Annotated in this window: 9 protein-coding genes; 6 read left to right on the top strand and 3 right to left on the bottom strand. The window is 36.4% G+C overall.

Features of this window, described 5'->3' with window-relative positions; all coding sequences use genetic code 11:
* Positions 1 to 20: 20 nt before the first annotated feature.
* Positions 21 to 2,282 (bottom strand): recombinase family protein, encoded by a 2,262-nt coding sequence (locus F6K18_RS19400; RefSeq protein WP_287523025.1) that lies wholly within the window; start codon positions 2,280 to 2,282, stop codon positions 21 to 23.
* 73 nt (positions 2,283 to 2,355) lie between these two features.
* Between F6K18_RS19400 and F6K18_RS19395 the strand changes: the two genes are divergently transcribed.
* The 3 genes from F6K18_RS19395 to F6K18_RS19385 all read left to right on the top strand — a co-directional run bounded on the left by F6K18_RS19395 (position 2,356) and on the right by F6K18_RS19385 (position 4,562).
* Positions 2,356 to 2,730 (top strand): hypothetical protein, encoded by a 375-nt coding sequence (locus F6K18_RS19395; protein WP_287523022.1) that lies wholly within the window; start codon positions 2,356 to 2,358, stop codon positions 2,728 to 2,730.
* A gap of 150 nt (positions 2,731 to 2,880) precedes the next feature.
* Entirely contained in the window at positions 2,881 to 3,150 is a 270-nt protein-coding gene (locus F6K18_RS19390) for a hypothetical protein (protein WP_287523020.1), read from the top strand.
* Between the two features lie 1,172 nt (positions 3,151 to 4,322).
* Entirely contained in the window at positions 4,323 to 4,562 is a 240-nt protein-coding gene (locus tag F6K18_RS19385; protein ID WP_287523018.1) for a hypothetical protein, read from the top strand.
* Between the two features lie 245 nt (positions 4,563 to 4,807).
* On the opposite strand, the gene F6K18_RS19380 is transcribed toward F6K18_RS19385, so the two are convergent.
* Positions 4,808 to 6,379, bottom strand: coding sequence for a hypothetical protein (locus F6K18_RS19380; protein WP_287523016.1), 1,572 nt, complete (start codon positions 6,377 to 6,379; stop codon positions 4,808 to 4,810).
* 1,869 nt (positions 6,380 to 8,248) lie between these two features.
* Here F6K18_RS19380 and F6K18_RS19375 point away from each other — a divergent pair.
* From F6K18_RS19375 to F6K18_RS19365, 3 genes are all read left to right on the top strand, one after another.
* Positions 8,249 to 10,312: a thioredoxin domain-containing protein gene (locus F6K18_RS19375; protein WP_287523015.1), complete on the top strand. Its 2,064-nt coding sequence runs from the start codon at positions 8,249 to 8,251 to the stop codon at positions 10,310 to 10,312.
* A gap of 82 nt (positions 10,313 to 10,394) precedes the next feature.
* Positions 10,395 to 10,727: a hypothetical protein gene (locus F6K18_RS19370; RefSeq protein WP_287523013.1), complete on the top strand. Its 333-nt coding sequence runs from the start codon at positions 10,395 to 10,397 to the stop codon at positions 10,725 to 10,727.
* A gap of 18 nt (positions 10,728 to 10,745) precedes the next feature.
* Positions 10,746 to 11,213, top strand: coding sequence for a hypothetical protein (locus F6K18_RS19365; protein ID WP_353735116.1), 468 nt, complete (start codon positions 10,746 to 10,748; stop codon positions 11,211 to 11,213).
* A gap of 572 nt (positions 11,214 to 11,785) precedes the next feature.
* Here the strand turns inward: F6K18_RS19365 and F6K18_RS19360 are convergent.
* A complete protein-coding gene (locus tag F6K18_RS19360; RefSeq protein ID WP_287523010.1) occupies positions 11,786 to 13,189 on the bottom strand; it encodes a carotenoid oxygenase family protein in 1,404 nt (467 codons plus the stop codon).
* Between the last annotated feature and the right edge of the window lie 163 nt (positions 13,190 to 13,352).

The following is a 13,352-nucleotide window of genomic DNA, read 5'->3' as shown; positions in this document are numbered from 1 at the left end:
ATTTATTGTAAATTGTCCAACTAAGCAGTATTAGATATAGAATTGTAGACCAAGGGTAAAAGTGGCCCAGTTTGTTCCTGTCCATTAACAGCTAAATCGCTATGACAAAGGTAAATCCGATGTTCATTTGACCCATTAGCTGAACTATTGTTGCCATAATCTACAGGAGAACCTACACGACTTAACAAATCTAACAAAATTCTTCGCAGTCTTTCCCGATCGGATTTTTGCGTATCTTCAATAGTCCAAGAATTTCCTAACTGACTTTGCAAAAATAATGGCGCTCCATAGAGAGTAGCAGTACCTCCACTTAACCACAGAGGGGAGCCTATATCTAACCAAAACTGCCATCTATGACATCTACGACTAGCTCGATATTGAAAAACTGTTGCCAAAGTAATTGCTGGGGGAGAATAACCAATTGTCCTCACGGGAAAAGGATTTGCACTAACAACTCCTTTGCGTAAAAATTGGATAAATTTTTCTACTGTACTAGATGATAAGTCTTCTTCCACTGAGTCGTTGGTAATAGCGGTTGTTACCGAAAATTTTGAACTTTGTTGCAGTCTGCGCTCTACTTCCCAATAGTGGGTAGCGGTTTCCATCAACTCTCGTAGTGCTGCTAACTCAGTAAAAGAAAGATAGCTAGACATAAAGAATTTCTGAATTGCTCTGTCTAACAAAAATATCGGGTTAGGCAGTTGACGTTGTTGTTGTTGCGACCGCTGTTCTTCTATCCATTCCAAAATTTGATTATAAACACGAGTTGCTTGATACCCGACTCTATCCCATCGAGAAAAAGCTTGTATTGGCAGCAAGTGTGGATGTGTAATATCTGGATAAAAGCAATGATCTGCTAACAAACCTGCGCGCACTGGATCTATATCATTAGTTTTCTGTAAATTTTCTTGACCATCTGTTTGTTTTTCTGCTTTGCCAATAGACCTTTGACTTAATACAACCAACATTTCTGCCACTGCATCGCGGTCTACTAAACGTCCCAACCCAGGATAAACCAAAGTTAAAAGACTCAACAATGCTCGGATCGTGGGATAGCTAATGAGAGGACGTTGGTCTTTGAGTGAGTCTACAGCAATTCCAGCATGATTGAGAATTGAAATCAAACTATAACGAGCAATGGCATCTAAACCAGGAGCTATTATTGCCACTTCTTGAGGTTCCACTATACCCAATTTTATATCTTTAACGATCGCCTCTGCCGTTTTTCGTAACAAAGCCGCCCGCGATCTAGTCTGAATTAATTGTAAAAAAGCCGGAAGTTGGAAAATAGAAGAATTAAGACTATAAGTATCCAGGACTAATTCAACAATAGGTTCTCCTATTTCTGTAGCTAAATTTTGTTCCGTGTCTAATACTTCAATTTGACAGCGTTTCTGCAGTTCTGCTAAATATTTGGGGTCAGCTCCCAGACCTAATCTAATACCACCATCAGGATTATAAGTAAAAACGCCTAAAGTTCCATTATCTAAGAGAAAGTTGCATAAATGACTAGCGATCGCTGGATATTCATCCACATCATCTGCCAACAAAAATGGATAACGGTCAATTAGATATTGCTGATAATTAGGATTTGGTAGTAGATACCGCCAGTATAACTCTGTGATGATACCATAAGTTAGCAAGCCTTTTTGTAAACACCAATGTCGCCACTGTTGCAGCAATTCTACTATATTGGCATAGAATTCCCCTGAATCTACTTGCTCAAATCCCTGTTGTAAAATCATTGCGGTCTCTTCTATAGGCGTGCAACTGAAAGCAGCCAATTGAAATAGGTCAAGAGTTCGGCGTATCATCCGCTCTCTAGTTACTCCTGGCTGTTGCAATAATCCTTTCTCTATGTGAGGACGCCAAACTTTGCCAGCAAGTTCCTGTTCTGTTTCGGGCCGTAGTCGTAATGGAAATTGTGCCTTTAAGTCCAAGGATTCGATTAGCAATGGCCAGAATAAGTTGACTTCATCTTCAAAAAAACCTAATGGTGTAGTTGAATGATATGGGTATTGTTCTAATGTAGCCTCGGAAATTCTGTCCATCAAGTCAAGTCGATTATTTGCATTAGCCGCCAATATTAGTATCTTGGGCGAAGTATGCAGAAAGTCTGGTATCTTTGGGCGATCGTCTAAAATATTTTCGGAATTTTCTGGCCTAACAATTTCATTTAGGGGAGACTTCAGATTTTGGCCTCTTATACAAAATTGTTCTATTAACCGACTTGTCTTACCGCTAAGAGTTAGCCCTGTAATCCAAAGAGAGCGATCGGGCATTGTTGGCTATCCTTTGTTTTGTTGGCAAATTAAACTATATAGCAAAGAACGAGTTGGTGTTTGACATAGATTGATGATGAACTGTAAGATGCCAGAAATGCTTTTCCCACTGTTGCCTGTTGTCTGTTGCCTGTTGCCTGTTCCCTACTACATTATCGAAAAATTGAGTTTATATAGTATCCGGATAATTAGTTATCGTATGATTCAGGGAGACCGAGTCAGCAGGACTGAATCAGGAGAAAGTCAGGATGAGAGTGGGAATTATCTGTGGATATTCCGGCATTTTATGTCTGCGTTGAATGGAAGTAGAGAGTGCAATAACTGTATAACCGGATTTTATATTAAAGCCTTAGCATCGCAGGGGGTTGATTTTTTCAAGCGATCGTTATTAACTAGGTGTCAGCTAAAAGTTTTCAGCTATCAGCTTGGGTTGAAATCCCCGGATTGATTATAGCAAGATAATTTACAGCGCTTTTCATTTAAGTAGACTACAAAATTCTGTTGGTGCGCGGGAGTAGGGAGTAGGGAGTAGGGAGTAGGGAGTAGGGAGTAGGGAGCAGACAGTAGGAGAATGCTTTGGCCATTGTAGTCTATCTATTTGAAAACCGCTATAAGAGGGGAAGATGTATTTCGGTTGACCGTAGATACAGGAAACAATGGAATATTAGATTTTGAAGATGATATCGATCTCATTGAGCTAAGAGAAGGGTTGACATTTTCCCCGCTAGCGATCATTAATGGTGAGGATAATACTATTTCTATTATTGTTGCTAGCAGTGGAGAAATTATTAGTACGATAACACGAGCAGATGAGATAGCGATCGCTTCTGATGATTTAATAGAAGGATTTAAAAAAAATAAAATTTAGGAGAGAAATTCCTTTTCTATGCAATAATTCCCGTATATCAAGCATTAAAGGAAATACTTGTTGATTCCAATCTTCACTCTGGTAAGTTTAGGAAACAAAATTTTACGGCGTTGCTTAAATGTAATGATAATTAGGGCTTGCTGATTAAATATCAAAGCATTGACTGATATTGGTTTCAGCCTTTTTTGGCCTTGAAAAAGTGCAAGCTTTTCGGTCGCTCAAGCTCAAAAAGCTAGTGTTTTGGGGCGATTATGGCAGAAAAATCACTCTTACAATTTTTCCGACTACCTCCTCTACAATTCCCATTTATCCTGTCTTCCCCTCCTGGGAGGGGTTAGGGGTGGGTTGTCTCCTACCCTCACCCATAAGACTTTTTCAGCAAACCCTAATTAGACATCTACTCCACGCATAGGGAGTAGGCAGTAGGGGTAAAGAATTGATAATTTCTTTGGGATATAGATATTGATTTTTTATTCTTGGAGATGTCTATTAGCTGAAGGTAAAATTGAAAAACTGATGTTTTGCGCCCAAAGTTAATCTCAAAATCATTACCACTCAGCAACGCCAATTTTACTTATATCCTAAACCTTTTGGGACAATTGTAGAGATCGCTTAATTAGTACAATTAGCCTTTTTGAGCATTGGCCATAATCTTCTAAGGGCAAGGCTAATTACTTTGAAAGCAATTAAAGTTTTAAATCCTTTAACTTTTTCTGTGTTTGTAATCTCTTGTAAATTTACAATTATATCATGTCTGGTTGAACAGTTATAAATAAACGACGGAGGAGTAAGAAGTCAGGTAGGGGACGTCGGATTGGCGACGTACACGAGTCAGGAGGGAAGAAAAGAGAACAGAAGGAGAAAGTTTTGGCGTTGCTGAAGCACGTGTATGGTATTAATTTTAATTCTTTAGGAGTCAGGAGTCAGTCCTCAGGAGTCAGGAAGGAAGAAAGAATAAGAAACCCCGAGTAAAAGGAGAAAGTTTTTTGCTCGCCCTCTTATCCGGACAAGATATCATACCTCAAATCAGCAACGCCAAAGTTTTTTTATCACTAAAGCCAAAAGAAAACTTTTTTTAGCTTGAATTGCACCAATTTTAATCGCTTTAATTTGTAGGAATCTTGGACTGTTAGGAGTCTCAGCCATTGAGTTTTCAATGACAGTTAAAAGAAATGGCTCCACAGACAGTGATAACTATCGGCACGATTACCAGTTTGACAGGTGTGATGTTTTGGATCTGGAAAATTTATTGTTACATTGGAAGGCTGGAAAATAAGGTTGAAAACAACCGAAATGATACCAATAGATTAGGGAATTCCGTCGGGCAAAAAGATAAAAGTATTATAAGTTATGTCAATAATCATTGCCTTGATCTTGGAACGATTGAATATTTTCTTGAAAAAAAATTTTGATTATTGCCCACATACCAAAATTCATATAAACGAAGATGAGCTATAAAGTATTTCAAAAATTAGAGTGTCCAAAATGCAAAAGTACAAACATGACAACAGGACACTGCGACTACTGGTGTCGGGATTGTCGCCATCATTGGCCACGAACAAATTCTGTGGGGATTCTCCCTGATATCCAGAACAAATTTTTTACCTCCGGAAAGTTGGAAACTGCTTATCTTTGACTTTTTCCCTCTTCCTGAATTTTAACCAAAACTATATAACCAACCATCCCGACCACAAATTCTAATAATTCCATCCCATACAATAGGAGTAGATTCAAAAGAAACTTTACCCTTAAATTTGCCAGCTTCTTCTACTATTAAGCGGAAAAATTCTCCTTGAGCATTAGGTAAAACATTTCCCTCGTCAGGTTTCGCAAATTCCCAATTCAAATTAAATATATAAATCCCATTATATCCAGCAGTTACCAGTTTATTTCCATCAGTAAAAATTGGCGTTGAAATTGAAGGACCAATTTTATGCTTAAACACAATTAAAGGAGTATCATAACTAAACTTTTTCAAAGGTCCTTTAACTTTATTTCCTGTAGTTAAATCTTGGGAACCAATATATAGATATCCATCAATAGCATTAGTAGCAAATAAAGCCGGAAATTCACCATAATTATTATATTCATCATTCAACGCTACTGACCCAATAATACCTCCTAACCAACTATTAAATTTAATATTACCTGTAGGCAAAAACCATTCTACACTTTCCTGATTTTTTTGATTAGGGTTTAATTTTACTACCCCACCATTTCCAGGAATAAATTGTTTTTCAATCGCACAAAATAATTTACCAGCTTTAGAAATAGCAACAGTACCATCTAAATCTGAACCTGTATAAAAATCCCAAACTATCTTTTTACTCTCTATATCAATACCATAAATATGCCCGGAACCTGCTGCTAAAAAAATTCTATTACCCAATCTAGCGGGAGATGATTCAGAGACAATATTTCCCCCTTGTCTTTTGGCATCACTATCTACATAAAGTTTCAGTTCAGATAATACTTCTGGCTGCATAATCCCAGATTTAATTTGAGCTTTACTGACAGAACTATTAATAAAATAACCAATAGCATTTTCCCCGGCATTGAAAATTAAATTATTTCCTAATGGCAAAGCAGAACTATCATTATCGCGACTATAACTACGAGTTTTTCTAATATCTAGTTGCCAAATTTCTTTCCCTGTCCTAAAAGAAATAGCACGAAAACTAGGAGCAATTCCTTTTTTTGGTCTCCCAGTTCTATTGCCTTGTAAAATCACAATACGATTTTCTTCATTGGCAGTTTCATCAATATAAACCGTACTCGAACCTTTAATCACATCATCAAATTTATATTGCCAAACTTCCTGATTATTAGCAGCATCTATTTTGCGTAAAATATAGTCATAACCGCCAATAATTAAATAAGTTTTTCCACGGTCTTTAGTAACAGTTGGTTGTCCCGTCCATCCAGCACCACTCCAAACTTTTCTAGTTTTACCTACATAAGTTACACCTGTTCCTAATTTAAACTTATCTAGAACTTTAAAATTATCTGGTGTACCACGACCATAGAATCTTCTTTGGTCATTTCCCAAATATGTGGGAATTAATAAATCAATCTCTGGGTCGAGATAAGCAAAAAATTCTTTGACTTTATTATCTAATAAATTTTCTGACAAGTTGAGATTTAGATATTTTGATAAAATTGGAGCTATTCCCGCTCCTAAAGAAAATTGTATAGCAATTTTATGGAAGTCTCTTCTTGAGTAATTCATAAATTATTGAGGAAGGAAAAAAGTGGAAGTAAAAATATTTATACCATTTCTCAAAAACTTTTCTACATTTTATTGGGCATGGGACTCACCCCTAACCCCTCCCAGGAGGGGGAGTAGGGGAGTGTGGGAGAAGTAAACATCATAATAATTAGTATTAACTAACTAATAATCATCAAAAAGGTGATTTAGCTCGTATTATTTACTTAATAGTTGAAGTTTTACACAAGTATAGCATTGCTTTTGGTAATTGGCATTACATATTGATGATTTTTGAGAGTAAATAGAAATATAAATTACGATTACTAATATATAGTTAAGGTTGGATTACTCTTATATAAAAAACCAAAAAATCAATAATTTATTTTGCTATACTAGTCCTCTTCCTTTTAGGTATAAGGTAAGCAGTCAGCTATCAGCTATCAGCTTGATTACCTTTAAAGGAGAAAAAAGCAATTTTATCAAAGCTTCAGAGTACGAATATATGGTTGAGAATGTAGTATAAATTAAATGAATGCACATCTCCAATCATAAAAAATCAAATCAATTATCCCACAGCAATTATCGATTCTTTCCCCCTACTCCCTATGTATGGAGGAGATGTCTATTAAAAAGCTGACCGCTAATAGCTGAATGCTTACGATATAAGTGGCAATTGATTATTCATAATTAATTATTGAATAAGAGAAAAAAATGTGAATAAATTATTTTTTATCTACCTTCTTGATCGACAATAAATGGGTGCATCTCAATATTTGCAAAAATACTTTTTTCCTATTCTCTTTTCTCTATTCCCTTTTCCCTAAAAGCGATAATTTTTTGGCTTTATTCAAAATTTAGATGTAAGCATTAAGCCGTCAGCTATGAGCTATCAGCTATTAATTTTGGGTCTGCGTAAAAGCAACGTTTGAAGTTGAAAAAGAATAAAAATTTACTGCCAAAGTCCCAGAAGAAAACCTTAGAACTAATGTAAGCATTCAGCGGTCAGCTATCAGCTATCAGCTTAATTATCTTTAATGCAAGCTAGTCGTTCTTGTAGTTCAAATTTATGGGTTGAAAATGTAGTCAAAGTCAAACAAATGCTTGCTTAATTATATCTCTGGCAAAAAATAATTAAATCAATTCAAGATATTAAATCAACAATTTCATCTCTTTATTTCCTATCCCCTGACTTCTGCAAGAAGTCTATTTATTAAAAACCTGAGAGCTGAACGCTAATAGCTGAATACTTACGAACTAATTATTCATTACTAAGCAAACAGCAATTAATTTTGGGTCTGCGTAAAAGCAATCTTTGAAATTGAGAAATAATAAAAATTTACCGAATAATTAAGGTTTAAAGCCTCTCCTTTAAAGGAGAAACAAGCGCTCAAGGGATAGCGAAGAGACCTCGCCATATCCAATCGACCAAGAGAAGAAAAATTTTTCCTTTGAGTCAATCCTCTCCTTGAAAAGAAGAGGTAATTGTTAATTATAGCAATTAGGAATCAGTTGTGAGAATTGAGATGTTCCTTAAAAGTATAGAATATAGCAATTATTATATTTATATGATACGTTTTTTTCTTCTTCTCTGTTCCCTTTTCCCTGTTCCCTAAAAGCTTTCAATGTCTCACAACTCAAATCATATTGCTATATTAATAATTAATAATTAATAATTAATTATTAATTGTTGAATGTCATGGGTCCCCTTGCCAAACCTGAGAAGTAATGAATAATTACTAATTGCTGAAGTGCTGACTGCTAATAGCTGAATTCTTACAAATCAAGCTCTAAAATTCATAAATACGTTATAATCTGCGGAAATGTTAACCATCTACTTTTCAAAGTACCAGAATAATTGACAATATTAACAATAACTAGAGAGTAAAAAAAATGACCAATCGTTTAGCTAAATCTCAAAGCCTTTATCTCCGTAAACACGCAGAAAATCCTGTAGATTGGTGGCCATGGAGTGAAGAAGCTTTAGAAACTGCACGGCGGGAAGATAAACCAATTTTTCTATCAATTGGTTATTCAAGTTGTCACTGGTGTACCGTTATGGAAGGGGAAGCTTTTTCTGACGATAAAATCGCCCAATATTTGAATGAAAAATTTTTACCAATAAAAGTAGATCGAGAAGAACGACCTGATGTAGATAGTATCTATATGCAGGCATTACAAATGTTAACTGGACAGGGTGGTTGGCCGTTAAATATATTCTTAACTCCTGATGATTTAACACCTTTTGTTGGTGGAACTTATTTCCCTGTTGAACCTCGTTATGGAAGACCAGGATTTTTAGAAGTTTTGCAAAAGATTAGGAGATTTTATGACATTGAAAAAAATAAACTTAACGATTTAAAATCCGAAATGTTGGAGGGATTAAGAAAATCAGTTTTATTACCAGAAGCAGAAGATTTAAGTGAAGAGATACTGCAAAAAGGTTTAGAAGTTAGTACCGCAATTATCAGCGATCGCTACTCTCAACAAAGCTTTCCCATGATACCTTACGGACAAGCAGCATTACAAGGAACAAGGTTTAATTTTGAATCTCAATACGATGGTAATCAAATTTGTTTACAACGAGGATTAAATCTGTCATTAGGAGGAATTTATGACCATGTTGCCGGAGGTTTTCATCGTTATACAGTAGACGCAACTTGGACAGTTCCCCACTTTGAAAAAATGCTCTACGATAACGGTCAAATTGTTGAATATTTAGCTAACTTATGGAGTGCAGGACATCAAGAACCAGCTTTTAAACGAGGAATTATTGGCACAATAAATTGGCTAAAACGAGAAATGACTGCACCAGAGGGATTTTTTTATGCTGCTCAAGATGCTGATAGTTTCACCACTCCAGATGAAGCTGAACCAGAAGAAGGTGCTTTCTATATTTGGAATTATCAAGAATTAGAAAATTTATTAACCTCAGAAGAATTATCTGAACTATCAGAACAATTTTTCATAGCATCTAGTGGCAATTTCGAGGGAAAAATTGTCTTGCAAAGAAAGCAAGTAGGAGAGTTAAGTGAAACTCTAGAAAATTCCTTATCTAAACTATTTGAATTACGATATGGAGCCAAACCTTTTTCTGTAAAAACTTTCCCACCAGCAACCAATAACCAAGAAGCAAAAAATAATAATTTGCCTGGTAGAATTCCGGCAGTAACAGACACTAAAATGATTGTTGCTTGGAATAGTTTAATGATTTCTGGATTGGCACGATCAGCCACAGTATTTAACAATTCAGAATATCTAGAATTAGCCGTTAATGCTGCTAATTTCATCATCAAAAATCAGTGGGTTGACGAACGTTTTCATCGATTAAATTATGAAGGTAAAGGGGCAGTAATGGCACAGTCAGAAGACTATGCTTTGTTTATTAAAGCTTTGCTAGACTTACAACAAGCTTCTATCACTTCATCAAATACTAATTATTGGCTAGAAACAGCAGTAAAATTACAAGATGAATTTGATAAATTTTTATGGAGTTTAGAAGCATCAGGTTATTACAATTCACCAAGCGACGTTAGTGGAGAATTAATATTACGAGAACGTAATTACATTGATAATGCAACTCCCGCAGCAAATGGAATAGCAGTTGCTAATTTAGTACGTCTATCTTTGCTAACTGAAGAATTATATTATCTCGACCGAGCTGAGTCAGCTTTAACAGCTTTTAGCAGCATAATGAAACAATCTCCTCAAACTTGCCCGAGTTTATTTATTGCTCTTGACTGGTATAGAAATCAAACTTTAGTTAGAAACTCTGAAGCAGAAATTTCTAGTTTAATTACTCATTACTTTCCTACTACTATTTATAAGGTTGAAGCAGATTTACCCAAAAATTCTGTAGGGTTAGTTTGTCAAGGTTTGATTTGTAAAAAACCTTCTTTAAATAAACAGGAATTATTAGAACATCTAGAACAAAGTCAAAATCGTTGGACTAAATAATTTAGGAGTCAGGAGTCAGGAGTCAGGAGTTGGGAGTCAGTAGGAAGAAAGTAGGAATTATCAGGGGATATTCCAGCATTTTATGCCTGCATTGAATGGAAAGCGCAATCAAAAAACTTTCTCCCTTCTAACCTTTTCTTTCCTTCTGCCTTCTGCCTTCTGCCTGACTTTTTCCAAAGTGGAAGACTATGCTTTATTTATAAAAGCTTTGCTAGACTTACAACAGGCTTCTATTACTTCATCAAATACTAATTATTGGCTAGAAACAGCAGTAAAATTACAAGATGAATTTGATAATTTTTTATGGAGTTTAGAAGCATCAGGTTATTACAATTCACCGAGCGACGTTATAGCGCTGTGCGCAGGCAACAGGCAACAGGCAACAGCTCCGGAAGGGGGAATAAATTGCCGATAATATAAGACTTTTAGCTATTTGGCCCCTCCTGCAATTTGTAAATATACCAGCGCTCATTGCTATAGTGGAGAATTAATATTACGAGAACGGAGCTATATAGACAATGCAACTCCCGAAGCAAATGGAATAGCAGTTGCTAATTTAGTACGTCTATCTTTGCTAACTGAAGAATTATATTATCTCGACCGAGCTGAGTCAGCTTTAACAGCTTTTAGCAGCATAATGAAACAATCTCCTCAAACTTGCCCGAGTTTATTTATTGCTCTTGACTGGTATAGAAATCAAACTTTAGTTAGAAACTCTGAAGCAGAAATTTCTAGTTTAATTACTGATTATTTTCCTACTACTATTTATAAGGTTGAAGCAGATTTACCCAAAAATTCTGCAGGGTTAGTTTGTCAAGGTTTGATTTGTAAAAAACCTTCTTTAAATAAACAGGAATTATTAGAACATCTAGAACAAAGTCAAAATCGTTGGACTAAATAATTAGGGTTTGCTGAATAAAGTCTTTTTGCTGGGGTAGGAAACAGGAGATAGCAGAAAGGAGACAGAAGAAATGGGAATGAGCGAGGAGGTAGGAGCTAAGTTTTGTCAGAGTGATTTTTCGGCTTTTGCTTCGGTGAAAATCCTCACTTTTTTAACCTAAGCTACCGAAAAGCTCATACTTTTTAAAGACATAAAAAGCCTAAAACCAATATCAGTCAATGCTTTGATATTTAATCAGTAAGCCCTAATTAGAAGTCAGAAGTCAGGAGTCAGGAGTCAGGAGTTGGGAAAAACGGAGAATTATTGAGTGGAGAGGACGCGGGGAGGGGGAGACACGAAGACGCGGAGAGAGGGAGACGCACAGATAGATGGACGGGAGTTTTCTCTAATGAATAGAGCGAGTAGATTGAATTAATTACTCAATTATCCAATCTCCGCGTCCCCGTGTCACCGCGTCTCCCTGTCAAATCTTAAAAACTTCCCTTTGTAAGACTCCCCCCACTCCCTTCCGTATCCGTGTATCCGTGCCATAATCCGTGTGAGCCACTCCTCCACTCCTTAAAAAGACTTTTTCAACAAACCCTATTTATCAATTGCATCTCAGATATCCAAGTACCGTGAAAACCATAAGGAACTCTCTGAGGCAACATCACCCGCGCCACAGGATCTTCTCTCATATTCTGAGCATCTATTACCAATAACTCAGAACATTTATCTTTCTCATCATACACAAACGTTAGTAACCAACCATCATCCTCATCAATAGCACCTATTCTCGGCGCAAATGTTGCAGCACCCCCGTAACGTTGTTCCTGAAAATCATGGGTTATTGACCTACCAGTATAAAAATCATACTTAATAATCCCATCAAACAAAGGTTGCAGTGAAGCCATCCTAGAAGTGTAACCATAACGCATCTCTCGTCCGACAAAGCGATGATTAACAAAAGGAAACTCCGATGGTCTTTTATCTAACATTCCCTCTCTTACTGCGCCAGTTTTGAGATTAAATGCCCAACCATACATTCGAGGAATATTCTCATCAGGATCTCTATCTCTAAAGTTACTAGCATAGGAATGAGTTGAACTCATCCGACAAGCATACAGTATTACTTCATCCCCATTTTCATAAGCATTCAAAATATGATTGATATAGCAAGGATGAGCTTCAAACCATTGAATATCTTCATTATTCCCATAGCGAGGCAAAATACCAAACCGACTTGGCACTCCCTTCTCAAATATCCAACCAGGTAAACCTTGCTCTACTCGTTCTGGACGGAATCTCAATGGTAAATCTATCAAAATAGTATAATTTTTTGTAATGGCAAAGTCATGTGGCCCGCTGGGCACGGGTATATTAATAGGTACTATTTGTAGCAACTCACCATTACTAGAAATCACGCCATACTTTAAATAAGGGGGCGCATCAAGAGCATAACCAAAGAATATTAATTCTCCAGTCATAGGATCGACTTTCGGATGAGAAGTGAAAGTAGAATCCAAGTAACCATCGCACAAATATGGACCAATTGTTTCTAAACTAGGAACTTTAACTGTATAAGGCAACCCTGCTTCCCAAAAAGATAATAATTTGCCATTGTGATAACTTACACTACTGTTAGATACATTTTTATACGGCCCGTAAGGATTACAAACTTGAGGCGGTTCTAATCTTCCACTCCAGACGGCATAACCTAAGTCTCGTTCAACTTCAAATCCTCCTGACCGCACATAACGATTCTTATATTCTGCCTTACCACCACTAATTCTCACTCCATGCAGCATTCCATCACCATCCATCCAGTCATATTTACCTAGAGGGGTAAATTGAGGGTTAGGGCCATTACGAACATACATTCCTGACAAATCTCTAGGAAGTTCGCCTTTGATTTCTAAGTTATCAGCGGTAATTTCTTCACTCACTGGGGCAAAGTTGCCCATCAGATAAGAATTAAACCTTGTAGTTATGGTCATAATCTATTGCTCCTGTGGAAAAAATAAACTTGAAGGAATAGGGAAAAAGGAAGAAGGTTGATTAATTCTTTTGACTGTCCGTAGCTTCTTCCATAAGCACAGTCTTGAGAGAGCAAGGGTTAAATCCCCTACTTCTTAAAGTGACTTACATTCAGTGGGGTCA

The organism is Okeania sp. SIO2C2, from assembly GCF_010692625.1.
GTDB lineage: Bacteria > Cyanobacteriota > Cyanobacteriia > Cyanobacteriales > Microcoleaceae > Okeania > Okeania hirsuta.
This window is presented reverse-complemented; position numbering and strand designations above follow the sequence as displayed.